Source organism: Leclercia sp. LSNIH1, assembly GCF_002902985.1.
GTDB lineage: Bacteria > Pseudomonadota > Gammaproteobacteria > Enterobacterales > Enterobacteriaceae > Enterobacter.
Window position 1 is genome coordinate 2922448 of record NZ_CP026167.1, and the last position, 17763, is coordinate 2940210.

A 17763-nucleotide genomic window follows, 5' to 3' on the forward strand; every position below is an offset into this window, starting at 1 on the left:
TTGCCATGGGATTCATTGCCACTTCTCCATCGCCAGCACCCGACCCGCAGCAGGGATATCCTCTTCATCGTGGGTCACCTGAACGACGGGAATGCGCCGGGCGCGCACTTCGGCAAATACCCAGCGGCGAAACTGGTCGCGCAGCGTTTTATCCAGTCGGCTAAAGGGTTCATCAAGCAGCAGCGCCTGGGGCCGGGCCAGCAGGGCGCGCAGCAGGCTGACCCGGGCGCGCTGCCCGCCGGACAGCGTGGCGGGATCGCGCTGAAAAAAACCGGGCAAATCGGCGGCATCCAGCGCCGCGATTACCTGCTGTTTACGCTGCTCCCCTTTGATGGACGCCGGAAGCGCCAGCAGCAAATTCTGTCCGACGCTGAAATGATCAAAAAGCAGTGCATCCTGAAACAGCAGACCCAGGCCGCGCTGTTCGGTGGGCAGCGTGTCGCAGCGACGGGCGTTGATCCACAGCTCCCCTTCGGCGCGAAAATCAGCGGGCAGGGCACCTACCATCCAGGCAAACAGCGACGATTTGCCGCTGCCGGAAGGGCCCATCAGGGTGAGAATTTCGCCGGGCACCACCGAAAAACTGACGTTGTGCAGCAGCGCCGTCTGACGCAGAGAGAGCGAAACATCCTTGACCACAAGCATTAACGTAACCCCTGTCGAAAACGGCCAACCAGCCGGGAAAGCAAAATGCAGGCGGCGAAAATCAGCATCGGCAGCAGCAGTTGCCAGAGCGCCTGGGCTGCCAGCACCGCGCTACTGCCGCCGCTGCTAAGCGCCACCGCGTCGGTGGTGAGGGTGGCAAACCGTCCGCTACCCAGCCACAGGGTGGGCAGATACTGCGCCACGCTGACGGAAAAGCCGACGGCAAACGCCGTCAGTGCCGGGCGGATCATCTGCGGGCATTTGATCAGCCAGAAAATTTTAAGCGATCCCCAGCCGAGGGTGCGAGCTGTCAGGATCAGGCGCGGATCGAGCCTGCGCCACGCCGGTTGCATCACCAGCAGCATCCACGGCAGCACCCACAGTAAATGTCCCCACAGCACGGCGACAAACTGCCCGTCCAGCTGCAACAGCAGCGCCAGCCGGTACTGCCCGGCCACCAGCGGCAGGGCGGGAAGGGCCAGCGGCAGCCAGACCCAAAATACCCCGCTCTGCGGGCCCCATTCGAGCCAGAGCAGGATCATCCCCAGCGCTATCCCCGCTGAGAGCAGCCCCAGCGTCAGACTCACCCCGGCCGTCTCCCGCGAAACGCTGGCATTGCCCGCCACCAGAACCAGCACCGCGATGCTGGCGATCCCGGCCAGGGGGAGCAGCAGGCCGCAGGCGCGCCCCAGAAGCAGCGGACGCGGCATCGGGCGCTCCCCGGAGATGGCCGGAATGGTGGTTCGCCAGCGCCGCCAGCTGATAAATATTGCGATGGCAATCAGCTCCAGCAGCAGAAGCAGGATCACGCAGACCAGCATTCCCTTCGCCTGCTGGACGCTGTCCCCCTGCGTCAGCCACTGCCACGCCAGCACCGCCAGGGTGGGGGGATTACCCGGCCCGAGGATCAGGGCCACATCCACCACCGACAGCGACCAGGCGATCACCGCCAGCATCACAGCCCCCAGCGCATGCGCAATGGCGGGCAGGATCAGCCAGCGCAGCGCCTGCCAGCGTCCGTAACCCAGCGATCGCAGGATCGTCACCTTTTGCGCCAGCTCTTTTTCCGGCAGCGAGGCGTAAATCGCCCAGACCACAAAGGCGCTCTCCTTGACGGCGAGGGTCAGCCCCAGCCCGATCCCGTAGCGATCCACTATCGGTGAACAGAGAGAACAGAGGCGGTAGAGTTCTCCCCCTTCGGCAAATATCAGCAGCACGCTGACGGCAAACGCCACGTGGGGGATCGCCAGCAGCCACGGCAGATGGTTGCACAGGCGTCGCCAGCGGCTGCCGGGCCACAGCGCGGCCACCACCGCCAGGGCCAGCATTAGCGCCCCGGCGGCGGCAATCAGAGTGGAAACCAGCGTGGCGGCCAGCGCCTGCGGGATCTGCGGATCGGCGGCCAGCGCCCGCCAGTTCTCAAGGGAGATGATCGGGGGCAGCAGCAGGCCGAAGGCGGGCAGCAGCGGCAGGTACACCGCCGCCATCAGCAGCCAGGCAAGCCCGCTTAGTGGGTGCCGTAACGACGCAGCCATTCCTGCTCCAGCGCGTTCACCCAGGCGGCATGTGGTTCAGCGAGCGTTGGCGGAAGCTCAGCCGGCATAAACTGGCGCAATTTATCCGCCGCTGCCGCCGGGAGTTTTTGAGGATCCAGCACAGTGGGATCGCCCCAGTTAGCCGGGTCCGCCTTGCGGATCTGTGCCTGCGGCGAGAGCAGGAAATTCGCGACGACTTTCGCCCCCGCGCTGGCGGAGGCGTTGGCCGGGATCGCCACAAAATGTACGTTGCCGATCATCCCCTGTTGAAAACCAAAGCTGTAGCTGTCTGCGGGCAGCGCTTTGCTGGCCACTTTCTGCCGGGCGTGGGCCGGGTTAAAGGTGATCGACAGGTTTAAATTGCCGCTGGCCAGCAGGGCATCCATCCGCGCCGGTGAAGGCGGGAAGTCTTTGCCCTCGCGCCACAGGTACGGATGTAGTTTATCGAGATAAGTCCAGAGCGGCGCGGTCACCCGGGCAAAGGTGGCGCTGTCCGGCGGCTGTTTCAGCGCCTCCGGCTGGGGGGTTTGCGTCAGCAGAAGCTGTTCCAGAAACGCGGTGCCGGTAAAGTCGGGCGGGCGCGGATAGGTGATGGTGCCGGGATGTTGCGTGGCGTACGCCAACAGCGCCTGCGGGTCAGCCAGCGGCTGCGGCAGGCTCTTGCGGCTGGCGATAAAGGTCAGCTGGGCGCTGCCCCACGGAGACTCGGCTCCCTCGGTCGGGATGGCAAAATCTTCCGTCACTGGTTTCGCGGTATCCACATAGCGCCAGTCAGGCAGCATTTGCGCCCAGCCGGTCTGCAACAGCCCGGCGGTTTTGAGGGTGCGGAAGTTCTCGCCGTTGACCCACAGTAGATCTACCGAACCGTTGGTTTTGCGCCCGGCGCTGGCCTCGGTCTGGATGCGCTTCACCGCGTCGGCGGCATCCGCCAGACGGACAATCTTCAGGTTTATGGCGTAGTGGCTTTTCATCTCCCCGCTCACCCAGTCCAGGTAGCGGTTCACCGCCTCATCGCCGCCCCAGGCGTTAAACCAGACGGTCTGGCCCTGGGCCTCCTCTTTGATTTTCTGCCAGCCGTCATCGGCCAGCGCGTGTCCTGCCATCAGCAGGCCCGTTAACAACATGCAAAAACGCACACGGCGCATAGTGCCTCTCTGTTATGAAGAAGTGCGGGAAAAGCGGGCGAACAGCCAGCGGGTGATAAGCGGCAGCAGCCCCAGTAGCGTAAAGGCAATGACCACGCCGGATGAAAGGATATCACGCAGCGCGGCGATCTGCCCCAGCTGGTGTCCGGCATTAAGATAGACGATTGCCCCTGGCAGCATGCCGAGCTGACTGACCCACCAGTAGCGCCACAATCCGATCGGGGCGATCCCGGCCAGCAGGTTGACCATAAAGAACGGGAACAGCGGCATCAGGCGCAGGGCAAAGAGGTAGAACGCCCCGTCCCGCGAGACACCTTCGTTAACCGTGCGCATTGGCCCGGCAAAACGGCGCTGCACCCAGTCCCGCAGCAGGTAGCGGCTGCTCAGCATCGCCAGCGTGGCCCCCAGCGTCGAGGCGAACGACACCAGCAGGATCCCCGGCCACAGGCCAAACAGCGCCCCGCCGAGCAGGGTTAACACCGCGGCGCCCGGCAGCGACAGGGTAGTGACCAGCACATAGAGAAGGAAAAAGAGTATGGCGCTTTTCAGCGGCGCCTGCTGGCAGTATAGCTGCAGGGCCTGATGCTGCGCCTGAAGGTTTTCCAGCGTCAGCGTGCCGGGCGGCAGTAGCCTAAAAAGAAGGGTAAAAGCGCCCAGAAGGGCGCAAATAAGCAGAACTTTACCGGGACGTACAGCCATTTATTTCACGTCGAAGGTCGCCCAGACTGGGGCATGGTCGGACGGTTTTTCCATGCTACGGATCTCATAGTCGATCCCGGTTTCGATGCAGCGCTCCGCCAGCGGGCTGCTTGCCAGCAGCAGGTCAATGCGCAGGCCGCGGTTATCATCAAAACCTTTAGAGCGGTAGTCAAACCACGAGAAGCGATCGTGGGTTTCCGGGTTGGCGTTGCGGAAGGTATCCACCAGACCCCAGCCCAGCAGACGCCCCATCCACTCGCGCTCTTCCGGCAGGAAAGAACATTTCCCGCCGCGCAGCCAGCGCTTACGGCTCTCTTCCCCGATACCGATGTCCAGATCGGTCGGGCTGATGTTCATATCGCCCATGATCAGCACCGGATGATCTTTTTGCAGCTCCGTTTCCAGCAATGACTGCAGATCCTGGTAGAACTTCTCTTTGGCCGGGAATTTCAGCGGATGGTCGCGGCTCTCGCCCTGGGGAAAGTAACCGTTGATCACGGTGACATTACCCAGCGGGGAGGGCACTTCCGCCATGATGATACGGCGCTGGGACTCTTCGTTATCCCCCGGGAAACCGCGACGTACCGAGACAGGCGCCGCTTTGGTCAGCAGGGCCACGCCGTAGTGACCTTTCTGGCCGTGATAAAAGACGTTGTAACCCAGTTTTGCCACCTCTTCGAGGGGGAACATATCGTCGTGAACTTTTGTCTCCTGCAGGCCAATGACGTCAGGCTGATGTTTTTCAACGATAGCCTGGAGTTGATGAGGGCGGGCGCGCAGGCCGTTGATATTAAAAGAGACAAATTTCATAGTCGCTGCCAGTGCAAGGTGAATAGTGCAAGGATGGTAGCAGAATTTCCTCCCGCTGACTGCCGCCGCTGCGTATGTTCCACCCATTACTGCAACAGATCCTGCCGATAGTGCAATTTCTGCACCGTTCTGGCGCGTTACGCCCTCCGATGGCGCACAAAAGCTACACAAATTTCGCGAGCGATCACAATTCCAGAATTATATTTGGCCTATGCATAATATTTCTGTTTTTCCTTCGGTAAAGCTGCGCTTGTTGTAAAAATATTCACTTTTTATGCAATAACAGTGAATAACTCCATGTTGTAACCTGTTGATATTTCGTTACCCCCTCCCGTTTATGCATTTTTATCGCTGGCTGGCACGAACGCTGCAATCTACATTCACAGGGCAAACACATAAATATTTAACATTTTATCAACCTTTTATTTACCGGATGAGGTCGCTATGTCTCTGTCAATTACGCGTGAAAACTTTGATGAATGGATGATGCCGGTTTACGCCCCGGCGGCTTTTATTCCGGTACGGGGAGAGGGCTCGCGCCTGTGGGATCAGCAGGGCAAAGAGTATATCGACTTTGCTGGGGGCATTGCGGTTAACGCCCTGGGACATGCCCATCCGGCGCTGCGTCAGGCGCTGAACGACCAGGCGGCAAAGTTCTGGCATACCGGGAATGGCTACACCAACGAGCCCGCGCTGCGCCTGGCGAAAAAACTGATCGACGCCACCTTTGCGGAAAAAGTGTTCTTCTGTAACTCAGGCGCTGAGGCCAACGAAGCGGCACTGAAGCTGGCGCGTAAATATGCCCACGACAATTTTGGCAGCCACAAAAGCGGCATCGTCGCCTTCAAAAATGCCTTCCACGGCCGCACCCTGTTTACCGTCAGCGCGGGCGGGCAACCCTCTTACTCCCAGGATTTCGCGCCGCTGCCGCCGGATATCCGCCACGCGGTCTATAACGATCTGCAGTCCGCCAGCGAGCTGATAGATGAGTCCACCTGCGCGGTGATCGTCGAGCCGATGCAGGGCGAAGGCGGCGTTGTGCCTGCCGACAAAGCGTTCCTGCAGGGGCTGCGCGAGCTGTGCGATCGCCACAACGCGGTGCTGATTTTCGATGAAGTCCAGACCGGCGTCGGCCGCACCGGTGAGCTCTATGCCTATATGCACTACGGCGTGACGCCGGATGTGCTCTCCACCGCCAAAGCGCTGGGCGGCGGCTTCCCGGTCGGGGCAATGCTCACCACCGATAAATTTGCCCGGGTGATGACCGTCGGCACCCACGGTACCACCTACGGCGGCAACCCGCTGGCATCGGCGGTGGCCGGTCAGGTGCTGGATATCATCAACACGCCGGAAGTACTGAACGGCGTGAAGCAGCGTCACGACTGGTTTGTTGAGCGTCTTCAGGCCATCAACAGCAAAACCGGCCTGTTTAAAGAGATTCGCGGCCTGGGGCTGCTGATTGGCTGCGTGCTCACGGATGAATTCGCCGGAAAAGCTAAACTCATTTCACAGGAAGCGGCAAAAGCGGGCGTGATGGTGTTGATCGCCGGGGCTAACGTGGTGCGCTTCGCGCCTGCGCTGGTTGTCAGCGAAGAAGAGGTGCGGACCGGGTTAGATCGCTTTGCGCTGGCCTGCGAACAGGTGAAGTCCGGGGTGTCATCATGATGGTCATCCGTCCCATTGAGCGCGGGGATCTCTCCGCCCTCATGCAGCTTGCCGGTAAGACGGGAGGCGGGCTGACCTCGCTTCCCGTTGACGAAAACACGCTCTCGGCGCGCATTGAGCGCTCCATCGAGACCTGGCAAGGGACGCTGCCGAAAGGCGAACAGGGCTACGTGTTTGTGCTGGAAGATACCGTTACCGGCACCGTGGCGGGGATCTGCGCCATTGAGGTGGCGGTAGGCCTGAACGATCCCTGGTATAACTACCGAGTGGGCACCCTGGTGCATGCCTCGAAAGAGCTGAACGTCTACAACGCACTGCCCACGCTGTTTCTCAGTAACGATCACACCGGCAGCAGCGAGCTCTGCTCTCTGTTTCTCGACCCGGAGTGGCGCAAAGAGGGCAACGGCTATCTGCTCTCCAAATCGCGCTTTCTGTTTATGGCCGCCTTCCGCGATCGCTTTAACGAAAAAGTGGTTGCCGAGATGCGCGGCGTCATCGACGAAACAGGCTTCTCGCCGTTCTGGAAAAGCCTGGGCGAGCGCTTCTTCTCCATGGAGTTCAGCAAGGCGGACTACCTGTGCGGCACCGGGCAGAAAGCTTTTATCGCCGAGTTGATGCCAAAACATCCCATCTACACCCATTTCCTCAGCCCCGAGGCGCAGGCGGTAATTGGCGAGGTCCATCCGCATACCGCGCCGGCCCGCGCGGTGCTGGAAAAAGAGGGCTTCCGCTACCGTAACTATGTCGACATCTTCGACGGCGGCCCGACGCTGGAGTGTGATATCGACCGGGTGCGGGCGATCCGCAAAAGCCGTCTGGTGGAGGTGGCCGAGGGGCAGCCCGCGCCGGGTGAGTTTCCGGCCTGCCTGGTGGCGAACGAACAATATGACAGCTATCGCGCCACGCTGATCCGCGTGGACCCCGAATGTGAACGTCTGGTGCTGACCGCAGCGCAACTGGATGCCCTGAAATGTTGCGCTGGCGATCGTATTCGCATGGTGCGTCTGTGCCCCGAGGAGAAAACGGTATGAACTTATGGATTAACGGTGACTGGGTAACCGGCGAAGGTGAACTTCGCAGCAAACATAACCCGGTGGGGCAGGAGAGATTATGGCAAGGGGCGGATGCCAGCCCCGGGCAGGTTGAGCAGGCGTGCCGCGCCGCGCGCGCCGCGTTCCCCGGCTGGGCGAAGCTGCCGTTCAGCGCTCGTCAGGCGATCGTGGAGAAATTTGCCACCCTGCTGGAGGCAAATAAGCAGGAGCTGACCCGCGTTATTGCCAGCGAAACCGGAAAACCGCGCTGGGAGGCGGCGACCGAAATTACCGCCATGATCAACAAGGTCGCCATTTCAATTAAGGCGTACCACACCCGCACCGGCGAGCAGCGTACCGAGATGGCGGACGGGGCCGCTACGCTGCGCCATCGTCCGCACGGCGTGCTGGCGGTGTTTGGCCCCTATAACTTCCCCGGCCATCTGCCGAATGGCCACATCGTGCCCGCCCTGCTGGCGGGTAACACGGTGATCTTCAAGCCGAGCGAGCTAACGCCCTGGAGCGGCGAAGCGGTGGTCAAACTGTGGGAGCAGGCCGGGCTGCCGCCGGGGGTGCTCAACCTGGTCCAGGGCGGGCGCGAAACCGGTCAGGCGCTGAGTGCGCTGAGCGATATTGACGGGCTGCTCTTTACCGGCAGCGCCGGAACCGGCTATCAGCTGCACCGCCAGCTGGCCGGGCAACCGGAGAAAATTCTCGCCCTTGAGATGGGCGGCAATAATGCGCTGATCGTTGACGATCCGGCAGATATCGATGCCGCGGTCCACCTGACCATCCAGTCAGCATTTATTACCGCCGGGCAGCGTTGCACCTGCGCCCGCCGTCTGCTGGTGAAACGCGGCGCTGAAGGGGATGCATTCCTGGCCCGTCTGGTTGAGGTGAGCGGGCGGCTGCTGCCTGGCGAGTGGGATGCCAGCGAGCAGCCGTTTATCGGCGGGCTGATTTCCGAACAGGCGGCAAAAAATGTCTATCACGCCTGGCGGGAACATGTCGCCCGCGGCGGCCAGTCGCTGCTGGAGCCACGGCTGGTGAAGGCGGGAACCTCTTTATTAACCCCGGCAATCGTCGAGATGACTGGCGTGAGCGGTGTGCCGGACGAAGAGGTCTTTGGTCCGCTGCTCTGCGTCTGGCGCTATGACGATTTTGACCAGGCCATCGCGATGGCAAATGCCACACGCTACGGCCTGTCGTGCGGGCTGATCTCCCCGGATCGTGAGAAATTTGACCAGCTGCTGCTGGAGGCGCGCGCCGGGATTGTGAACTGGAATAAACCGCTCACCGGCGCGGCCAGTACCGCCCCGTTTGGCGGGGTGGGCGCCTCCGGTAACCATCGTGCCAGCGCCTGGTATGCGGCGGATTACTGCGCCTGGCCGATGGCGAGCCTGGAGACGCCGGCCATCGTCCTGCCGGAGCAGCTGAATCCGGGCCTCGATTTTACACGGGAGAAGCGTCATGAAAGCGCGTGAAGTTAACTTCGACGGGCTGGTGGGGTTAACCCACCACTATGCCGGGCTGTCGTTCGGCAATGAGGCCTCCACAAAACACCGCTTTCAGATCTCCAACCCGCGGCTGGCGGCAAAGCAGGGGTTGTTAAAAATGAAGGCGCTGGCGGATGCGGGTTTTCCTCAGGCGGTGATCCCGCCGCAGGAGCGGCCTAACGTCGCCGTCCTGCGCCAGCTCGGGTTTACCGGCAGCGACGAGCAGGTGGTGGAGAAAGCGGGCACCCAAATGCCGCAGCTGCTCTCTGCCGCCAGTTCGGCCTCCTCCATGTGGGTTGCCAACGCCGCGACGGTGGCCCCCTCCGCAGATACCCTCGACGGAAAAGTGCATCTGACGGTGGCGAACCTGAACAACAAGTTCCACCGCGCCAGTGAAGCTGGTACCACGGAACAGGTGCTGCGGGCTATTTTTCGCGATGAGTCCCGGTTCAGTGTCCATACAGCGCTGCCGCAAGTGGCGATGTTCGGCGACGAAGGGGCGGCCAACCATAACCGTCTTGGCGGCGATTATGGCGAGCCGGGTTTGCAACTGTTTGTCTATGGTCGTGATGAGGGAACAGGTCCCGCGCCTGCCCGTTACCCGGCCCGTCAGACTCTGGCCGCAAGCCAGGCCGTTGCCCGCCTGAATCAGGTCAATCCGGGCCAACTGATGTTTGCCCAGCAAAACCCGCTGGTGATCGACCAGGGGGTGTTCCATAACGACGTGATTGCGGTCTCGAACCGCCAGGTGCTGTTCTGCCACGAGCAGGCGTTTGTTCACCAGTCAGCGCTGCTGCACGCCCTGGGCGATCGCGTGCCCGGATTTATGCCGATTGAGGTGCCGACGGAAGCCGTTTCGGTGCAGGATGCGGTGGCAACCTATCTCTTTAACAGCCAGCTGCTGAGCCGTGACGACGGCAGCATGATGCTGGTGCTACCCCAGGAGTCGCAGAACCATCCTGGCGTCTGGCGCTATCTGAATCAGCTGGTGGCCGAGGATAACCCCATCAGCGAGCTGCGGGTGTTCGATCTGCGCGAAAGCATGGCCAACGGCGGCGGTCCGGCCTGTCTGCGCCTGCGCGTGGTGCTCACCCCTGAGGAGCAGCGGGCGGTTAACCCGGCGGTGATGATGAACGATACCCTGTTCAACACCCTTAATGACTGGGTGGATCGCTACTATCGCGATCGGTTGACCCAGGCCGACCTGGTCGATCCGCAGCTTTTACGGGAAGGACGCGAAGCGCTGGATGCCCTGACCCGCATTCTGCAACTGGGCTCCGTCTACCCGTTCCAGCAATAAAGGAGGCGTTATGGAAAATTTTCTGGCGCTGACCATGGCGAATGAAACGCCCGCCCGACGGGAGGGCAAAGGGGCTTCGTTTCACTGGCGCTGGCTGGCACGCGGCGTGCTGGAGCTCATCCCGGAGGCAGACAGCGAGCGAGCCCTGGTGCTCTCTGCCGGGATACACGGCAACGAAACGGCGCCGGTGGAGATTGTCGACCTGCTGGTCAGGGCGCTCTTTCGCGGCGAACTCTCGCTGCGCTGCCGTCTGCTGATTATCCACGGGAATCCTCCGGCGCTGCGAGCCGGCAAGCGCTACCTGACCTGCGATATCAATCGCCTGTTCAGCGGGCGCGGGACGCAGTTCCCGGCCTGCGAGGAGACCGAACGGGCGGCGCTGCTGGAGGATCTGTTAGCGGCCTTTTACCGGCAGGCGGGTTCCGATCGCTGGCATCTGGATCTGCATACCGCCATCCGCGCCTCGTATCATGAGCGCTTTGGCGTGCTGCCCCAGCGCAATCAGCCCTGGGATGAGGCGTTTATTCAGTGGCTGGCGGATGCCGGGCTGGAGGCGCTGGTCTTTCATCAGGCACCCGGCGGTACCTTCACCCATTTCACCTGCGAACGCTTTGGGGCGCTGGCCTGCACCCTGGAGCTGGGAAAAGCGCTGCCGTTCGGGCATAACGATTTAACGCGTTTTGCCACCACCCATCAGGCGCTGCGCGCGTTGCTGTGTGGTGAGGTATCGACGTCCCATGCCGGGCCCGTGGCGCAGTATCGGGTGGTGCAACAGATCACCCGCCGCAGCGAGGCCTTTGTGCTGCACATGGCGAGTCATACCCTGAACTTTACGCCGTTCCGCCAGGGGGTATTGTTGGCAGAGGATGGCGAAGAACGCTATGAAGTACAAAAGCCAACCGAGTATGTTCTTTTCCCGAACCCCGCCGTGGCCTTTGGTTTGCGCGCCGGGCTGATGCTGGAAAAAGTTGCCTGAAAATTACCTGACCCCATCTGCGTAACGCGGTGGGGTTGTTTATTTTCTCAGCCATTTCACTCGACTGCCGTTTTATTACGGATTATTCCTGGTTGTTTGCTTTATTATTAATCTGTTTGTCGGTATACTTCTCCACAATCTCTTTAAAATCATCTGCATGCATATTTTTGTTTCAACTCTCCACGCTTTATCCTTATTTTCTCCATATTTGACGATAATTTGTTTTTTACACTTTCACTGTTTTACCGTTGCTCTGACTAATTGACGATAAACCCCGTAAAGTTAATCTCGTCAACACGGCATAGCGCCGAAGAATAACTGAAAGGAAGGACAAAATTATGCGTAAATTAACTGCACTGTTTGTTGCCTCTACCCTGGCTCTGGGCGCTACCAGCGCGGCGTTCGCCGCTGATACCGCCACCACCACCACGGCTGCACCGACCGAAGGCAAAATGATGCATCACAAAGGTAAGCCGGGCATGCATCACGACATGATGTTTAAAGACCTGAACCTGACGGATGCGCAGAAAGAGCAGATCCGCGACATCATGAAAAGCCAGCGTGACCAGATGAAGCGTCCGCCGGTAGAAGAGCGCCGCGCAATGCATGACATCATCGCCAGCGACGCCTTCGATAAAGCGAAGGCCGAAGCGCAGGTTGATAAGATGGCTGAGCAGCATAAAGCCCGCATGCTGGCGCACATGGAAACCCAAAACAAGATTTACAACATCCTTACCCCGGAACAGAAAAAGCAGTTTAATGCCAATTTTGAGAAGCGTCTGACAGAACGTTCCGCGGCGAAAGGTAAAATGACCACCTCAGCCGAATAATCGGTTCAGCTATTCAAGACCGCCGGAGTCTTGTCCACTCAAGCAGATTTGCTGTGGGCAGGTCCGGCGGTTTTTTCTTTTCCAGCCTCTTGCCAGCCGCCGCCATCCCGGTATTCTCCTGTTATCGATTTGCAGAATGTGTTTGAAATTTCTGACGTTACTTTTTTTGTCGTCAGACTAAGGCCCACTCGCACATCTGCCGATACTGTTCTGCAGCGACCTAACGATAACAAACAAAAAGCGACCGCCCTGGGCGGGGTGCTTTGGCGTGTATTGCGCCATTTGGAGTGGTGATGGAATTCTTCGATATCCGCAAAATGCCGGTTAACCTCTGGCGCAACGGCGCGGGAGAGACGCGCGAAATATGTTGTTTCCCTCCTGCAACCCGGGACTTTAACTGGCGCGCCAGTATTGCCTCCCTTGCCAGCAACGGTGATTTTTCTGTTTCCCCCGGTGTTGATCGGGTGATCACCCTGCTGGAAGGGGGAGAAGTGCATCTGGATGGTGGAAAGGCGTTTAATCACACGCTGCGGCGTCATCAACCCTTCAGCTTTGCCGGAGAACTGCCGGTCAAGGCGCAGCTGCTGGAAGGGCAGATGTCGATGGACTTTAACATTATGACCCGCCGGGATTGCTGCCGGGCTAAGGTGCGGGTGGCGGATCGCACCTTCACGACATTCGCGTCACGCGGCGGCGTGGTGTTTGTGCTGGGCGGCGCCTGGCAGCTGGGTGATAAACTGCTGACCGCCGATCAGGGGGCGTACTGGCATGAGGGCGACCATACCCTGCGATTGCTTAAGGACGAGGGCACCCTGCTGTTCAGCGAGATTTTCTGGCTTCCGGGCCACTGAGCGGAATGATCTCATACTTGCCCGCCAGCAGCGGCTTGCAGAGTATTTTATACCCATCCTGATCAAAACCGGCGGGCGTGCGCAGCAGTTCCGCCGCCTCGTCCAGGCTTTCGACCGCGCCCAGCCAGAGCCAGTTATGGATAATGTGGTAGTGGGTCATCTCCGGGCGCGACTCTTTCAGCGCCACGGCGCAGTCCCACGGCCAGCAGGTGACGCCTATCGCCTGCAACCCTTCAACCAGCCGCTGCTGATGCTCCTCCACGCTCTCTTTCCCGCAGCACGCCCCTGCACAACGCTTCAGGGCGGAGCGGAAACAGGCCCGCCCGCGGCTTAACGACTCCAGCCCCAGCAGGCCGTAACAGAGCTGTCGCTCGTCGGCCAGCGTCTGTAAGGTTTGCAGCGCCGCCCGGCGGTTAGCGAACAGGCCATACAGGTTCGGGGTATGCGAAAAATCGACCTCGCGGGCATAGACGATCTGCGGTTTACCCTCGGTGATCTGCAGCGAGCAGAGCTGGCGGTTGCGACGTAATCGTTTATTGAACAGCGGCTGCTGCTCCTTGATTAAACGCGCTTCCAGCAGCAGGGCGCCCAGCTCGCCCGCGGTTTGCGTCCAGGTGATGCGCCGGGACTGGCGCAGCATAGCGGCTTCGTCCGGCGTGCGCAGATGCGACAGCACCCGGCTGCGGATATTGACGCTCTTGCCGATATAAAGCGGCATGGCATCGCTTTCGCCATGAAAGAAGTAGACGCCTGGCTGCCTGGGAAGTGCCTCAAGCCACGGGCGCAGATGTTCGGGATATTCATAGATTGCTGCCGCTTCAAATTCAAGCCGCGGTGCCGATTGACGCCTGCTCACAACATACTCCTGATACTGTTCAGGCATACAGTGTAGCAGCAGTGGTGCGGTTAAAAAAGAGGCGGCATAAGCCGCCCCGTCAGATTACGCTTTCCAGAAGTCGTCAAACACCGTGATCGGCGGGCGACGTTTGTGCTCGGTCTTCAGGTACCAGCCTTCGATAATGCGGGCGGTGCCTTCGTCCAGCGTCTTACCTTCCAGATAATCATCAATATTTTCATAGGTCACGCCCAGCGCAGCTTCGTCAGGCAGGGAAGGGCGATCGTCTTCCAGATCTGCGGTAGGGGCTTTTTTATACAGATGCTCCGGACAGCCCAGCGCGGCCAGCAGCTGTTTGCCCTGGCGCTTGTTGAGACGAAACAGCGGATTAATGTCGGTACCGCCATCGCCATATTTGGTGAAGAAGCCGGTAAGGGCTTCTGCCGCATGGTCTGTCCCCACTACTACGCCGCTGGTCATCCCGGCGATGCTGTACTGCGCCTTCATGCGCTCGCGGGCTTTTTCGTTACCGCGGACGAAATCGCTCAGCTCAATGCCCGCCTCGCGCAGCGCTTTTTCGCTGGCCAGCACCGCTTCTTTAATATTGACGGTCAGCACGCGATCGGGCTGGATGAACGCGATGGCATCCTGACAATCCTGCTCGTCGAACTGCACACCGTAGGGCAGGCGCACCGCGATAAACTGCAGGTCGTTATTCCCCGTTTCGGCACGCAGTTCGTTGATCGCCATCTGGGCGAGCTTCCCGGCGAGCGTAGAGTCCTGACCGCCGCTGATGCCCAGCACCAGCGTTTTCAGAAACGGGAAGCGGGTTAAGTAGGATTTCAAAAAATCGACGCTACGGCGAATCTCTTCTTCCGCGTTGATAGTGGGTTTTGCACCCAGTGCCTGGATAATCTCTTGTTGCAGAGCCATCTAGCCCCTCCGTTACACAAATTTGCCTGATGAATGTACTGTTAAAGCTAACCTGTGATGGGTAAAACGACAAGGATCACAAATTTGAATGGAGCGAAATAGAGCGATTTAGCAGGTTTTTTTTGTTTTGCCGGAATTTTCCGAAAAAACTTTGCCGTCACGCTTGAGGTTGAAAAATGTGGTTTTCTATTCCAGGCTTACTTAACACGCTGATAAACAAGAGGACGGAATATGAACAAGAACGTAGCAGGAATGTTAGGCGCAGCGGCTGTACTGACTTTACTGGCGGGCTGTACCGCTTATGACCGCACAACCGATCAGTTTAAAGAGCCTGTGGTCAAAGATGTTAAGAAAGGGATGAGCCGCGCTCAGGTCGAGCAGCTGGCCGGTAAGCCATCCTCTGAAGTGACGATGATCCACGCTCGCGGTACCTGTCAGACCTATATCCTGGGTCAACGGGATGGTAAAACCGAAACCTATTTTGTTGCATTAGATGACACAGGTCACGTTATGAACTCTGGCTACCAGACCTGCGCGGAATATGACACCGATCCGCAGGCACCTAAAGCCTGATAACCCTTTTGCCTGAGCAGATCCAAACCGGCCAACTGGCCGGTTTTTCTTTTTCCCCCCTATAATCTTATTTCTTATCGCGAATTATTTGCCTGAAATGTGAAGGTTGTCATAACCGCAGGTCAATGAGAGACAATTCCAAAACATCCTGGATTACCACAGCCTTTTCGCTTGCCGTATACTCATCCCATCAGACCAGCCTGCGAGAAGAACGCCCGGTAACGGTGCTGAAGTCGCAGCTAACGCGGTGGCTATATAAGAGGGAAGTCATTATGGAAAAGAAACATATCTATCTGTTTTGCTCAGCAGGCATGTCAACGTCACTGCTGGTGACAAAGATGCGCGCGCAGGCCGAGAAGTACGAAGTTCCGGTTATCATTGAAGCCTTCCCGGAAACGCTGGCAGGCGAAAAAGGCACCAGTGCCGATGTGGTACTGCTGGGGCCGCAAATTGCCTATATGTTGCCAGAAATTCAGCGTCTGTTACCGAATAAACCGGTTGAAGTGATCGACTCTGCCCTGTACGGCAAAGTGGATGGTTTGGGTGTTCTTAAAGCTGCAGTAGCGGCGATTAAAAAAGCTGCTAATTAATTTAATTTTTATTTTTCCCGTCAAAGAGCAATTTCACACATTTACGCCGCAATATTATTGCGGCATTTAAGGGTATTTTCTATGAGTAGATTTATTGCTGCGCTTGAAAAGGTACTCCTTCCTTTTGCAGTTAAAATAGGAAAGCAACCGCATGTCAACGCCATTAAAAACGGTTTTATTAAAGTAATGCCGTTAACACTGGCCGGGGCCATGTTCGTTTTAATTAACAACGTTTTTCTTAGCTTCGGTGATGGTTCATTTTTCTATTCATTAGGCGTGCGTTTAGATCCCTCAACTATTGAAACATTAAATGGTTTCAAGGCCATCGGCGGCAATGTGTACAACGGTACGCTGGGTATTATGTCGCTGATGGCACCTTTCTTTATCGGGATGGCGCTGGCAGAAGAGCGTAAAGTCGACTCACTGGCCGCCGGTTTATTATCTGTCGCTGCGTTTATGACCGTCACCCCTTACAGCGTGGGCGAAGCCTACGCAGTGGGCGCCAACTGGCTGGGCGGGGCAAACATCATCTCCGGCATTGTGATCGGTCTGGTGGTGGCGGAGATGTTCACCTTTATTATTCGACGCAACTGGGTGATTCGCTTACCGGACAGCGTTCCGGCATCGGTATCGCGCTCGTTCTCGGCGCTGATCCCCGGCTTCATTATTCTCTCCATCATGGGGACTATCGCCTGGGCGCTCTCACACTGGGGCACCAACTTCCACCAGATCATCATGGACACCATCTCCACACCGCTGGCATCCATGGGAGGCGTGGTAGGCTGGGCTTACGTGATTTTCACCTCCCTGCTTTGGTTCTTCGGTGTTCACGGCTCTCTGGCGCTGGCTGCGCTGGACAGCGGCATCATGACCCCATGGGCGCTGGAAAACGTGGCGCTCTACCAGCAGTACGGCTCCGTTGACGCAGCGCTGGCGGCCGGTAAAACCTTCCACGTGTGGGCGAAACCGATGCTGGACTCCTACATCTTCCTGGGCGGTACCGGGGCAACGCTGGGCCTGATCATCGCGGTATTTATCACCTCCCGTCGTGCGGATCATCGTCAGGTGGCGAAGCTGGCCCTGCCGTCAGGCATCTTCCAGATTAACGAGCCCATCCTGTTCGGTCTGCCGATTATCATGAACCCGGTGATGTTTATTCCGTTCGTCCTGGTGCAGCCGCTGCTGGCGGCCATTACCCTGACGGCTTACTACCTGGGCATCATCCCGCCGGTCACTAACATTGCACCGTGGACCATGCCAGCCGGTCTGGGCGCCTTCTTCAACACCAACGGCAGCGTAGCGGCCTTCCTGTTGGCGATATTTAACCTGGGTGTGGCAACCCTGCTCTATATGCCATTCGTTGCCATCGCCAATAAAGCCCAGACCACCATTGATGAAGAAGAGAGCGAAGAGGATATCGCCCTCGCACTGAAATTCTGATGTCGTATGACGCGGGGCGACCCGCGTCACTACAGGAGAGAAAACATGTTTGATTTAGAGAATGTAGTTGCAGAAGCGGAAGAGGTCGCAGAGAACGATCTTGAAGAAGTGGTGATGGGGCTTATCATCAACTCCGGTCAGGCGCGCAGCCTGGCGTACGCGGCGCTGAAAAAAGCCAAGCAGGGCGATTTCGACACCGCGAAAGAGATGATGGCCCAGTCGCGCACCGCGCTCAATGAAGCGCACCTGGTGCAAACAAAACTGATCGAAAGCGATCAGGGTGAAGGTAAAATGAAGGTCAGCCTGGTGCTGGTACATGCTCAGGACCATCTGATGACCTCCATGCTGGCGCGTGAGCTGGTGGCGGAACTCATCGAACTTCACGAGAAAATGCAGTAGATCAGACTGA

Annotated in this window: 18 protein-coding genes; 11 read left to right on the forward strand and 7 right to left on the reverse strand. The window is 58.7% G+C overall.

Annotated elements, in window-relative coordinates; genetic code table 11:
• Positions 1–12 precede the first annotated feature (12 nt).
• Genes C2U54_RS14535 through xthA form a run of 5 tightly spaced genes read right to left on the reverse strand, consistent with a single transcriptional unit; the run spans position 13 to position 4834 of the window.
• Positions 13–645 carry an ATP-binding cassette domain-containing protein gene (locus tag C2U54_RS14535; protein ID WP_103179270.1) on the reverse strand — a complete coding sequence of 211 codons (633 nt, stop codon included), beginning with the start codon at positions 643–645 and terminating at the stop codon, positions 13–15.
• Positions 645–2180, reverse strand: coding sequence for a thiamine ABC transporter permease (locus C2U54_RS14540; RefSeq protein WP_103179271.1), 1536 nt, complete (start codon positions 2178–2180; stop codon positions 645–647). The genes C2U54_RS14535 and C2U54_RS14540 overlap by 1 nt, the downstream gene beginning before the upstream one ends.
• A complete protein-coding gene (locus C2U54_RS14545) occupies positions 2153–3316 on the reverse strand; it encodes an ABC transporter substrate-binding protein (protein WP_371816552.1) in 1164 nt (387 codons plus the stop codon). The genes C2U54_RS14540 and C2U54_RS14545 overlap by 28 nt, the downstream gene beginning before the upstream one ends.
• Positions 3317–3337: 21 nt before the next feature.
• Positions 3338–4024, reverse strand: coding sequence for a TVP38/TMEM64 family protein (locus tag C2U54_RS14550; RefSeq protein WP_103179273.1), 687 nt, complete (start codon positions 4022–4024; stop codon positions 3338–3340).
• Positions 4025–4834 carry an exodeoxyribonuclease III gene (xthA, locus tag C2U54_RS14555; RefSeq protein ID WP_103179274.1) on the reverse strand — a complete coding sequence of 270 codons (810 nt, stop codon included), beginning with the start codon at positions 4832–4834 and terminating at the stop codon, positions 4025–4027.
• A 444-nt stretch (positions 4835–5278) separates the two neighbouring features.
• Here xthA and astC point away from each other — a divergent pair, with 444 nt between their 5' ends.
• From astC to ves, 7 genes are all read left to right on the forward strand, one after another.
• Entirely contained in the window at positions 5279–6499 is a 1221-nt protein-coding gene (astC, locus tag C2U54_RS14560; protein WP_103179275.1) for a succinylornithine/acetylornithine transaminase, read from the forward strand.
• The gene (gene astA / locus C2U54_RS14565; RefSeq protein ID WP_103179276.1) at positions 6496–7530 is read left to right on the forward strand and encodes an arginine N-succinyltransferase; all 1035 of its coding nucleotides are present in this window, start codon (positions 6496–6498) and stop codon (positions 7528–7530) included. The genes astC and astA overlap by 4 nt, the downstream gene beginning before the upstream one ends.
• Positions 7527–9014, forward strand: a complete 1488-nt coding sequence (gene astD, locus C2U54_RS14570) for a succinylglutamate-semialdehyde dehydrogenase (protein ID WP_103179277.1) — start codon at positions 7527–7529, stop codon at positions 9012–9014. Before astA ends, astD begins: the two co-directional genes overlap by 4 nt.
• Complete coding sequence (gene astB / locus C2U54_RS14575; RefSeq protein ID WP_103179278.1) at positions 9001–10326, forward strand: N-succinylarginine dihydrolase; 1326 nt, start codon at positions 9001–9003, stop codon at positions 10324–10326. The genes astD and astB overlap by 14 nt, the downstream gene beginning before the upstream one ends.
• A gap of 10 nt (positions 10327–10336) precedes the next feature.
• Positions 10337–11302, forward strand: coding sequence for a succinylglutamate desuccinylase (gene astE, locus C2U54_RS14580; RefSeq protein WP_103179279.1), 966 nt, complete (start codon positions 10337–10339; stop codon positions 11300–11302).
• A gap of 338 nt (positions 11303–11640) precedes the next feature.
• Positions 11641–12132 carry an ATP-independent periplasmic protein-refolding chaperone Spy gene (gene spy, locus C2U54_RS14585; RefSeq protein ID WP_103179280.1) on the forward strand — a complete coding sequence of 164 codons (492 nt, stop codon included), beginning with the start codon at positions 11641–11643 and terminating at the stop codon, positions 12130–12132.
• A 293-nt stretch (positions 12133–12425) separates the two neighbouring features.
• Positions 12426–12983 (forward strand): environmental stress-induced protein Ves, encoded by a 558-nt coding sequence (ves, locus tag C2U54_RS14590; RefSeq protein ID WP_103179281.1) that lies wholly within the window; start codon positions 12426–12428, stop codon positions 12981–12983.
• On the opposite strand, the gene cho is transcribed toward ves, so the two are convergent.
• Entirely contained in the window at positions 12952–13839 is an 888-nt protein-coding gene (gene cho, locus C2U54_RS14595) for an excinuclease Cho (protein ID WP_168192013.1), read from the reverse strand. The two genes, ves and cho, sit on opposite strands and share 32 nt — an antisense overlap.
• Before the next feature lie 84 nt (positions 13840–13923).
• A complete protein-coding gene (gene nadE, locus C2U54_RS14600) occupies positions 13924–14751 on the reverse strand; it encodes an ammonia-dependent NAD(+) synthetase (RefSeq protein WP_103179283.1) in 828 nt (275 codons plus the stop codon).
• A gap of 231 nt (positions 14752–14982) precedes the next feature.
• Between nadE and osmE the strand changes: the two genes are divergently transcribed.
• From osmE to chbA, 4 genes are all read left to right on the forward strand, one after another.
• Positions 14983–15324: an osmotically-inducible lipoprotein OsmE gene (gene osmE, locus C2U54_RS14605; protein WP_103179284.1), complete on the forward strand. Its 342-nt coding sequence runs from the start codon at positions 14983–14985 to the stop codon at positions 15322–15324.
• A gap of 272 nt (positions 15325–15596) precedes the next feature.
• Positions 15597–15914, forward strand: a complete 318-nt coding sequence (chbB, locus tag C2U54_RS14610; protein WP_103179285.1) for a PTS N,N'-diacetylchitobiose transporter subunit IIB — start codon at positions 15597–15599, stop codon at positions 15912–15914.
• 81 nt (positions 15915–15995) lie between these two features.
• A complete protein-coding gene (gene chbC, locus C2U54_RS14615; protein ID WP_103179286.1) occupies positions 15996–17354 on the forward strand; it encodes a PTS N,N'-diacetylchitobiose transporter subunit IIC in 1359 nt (452 codons plus the stop codon).
• A 45-nt stretch (positions 17355–17399) separates the two neighbouring features.
• Positions 17400–17753: a PTS N,N'-diacetylchitobiose transporter subunit IIA gene (gene chbA / locus C2U54_RS14620; RefSeq protein ID WP_103179287.1), complete on the forward strand. Its 354-nt coding sequence runs from the start codon at positions 17400–17402 to the stop codon at positions 17751–17753.
• Positions 17754–17763: the final 10 nt, after the last annotated feature.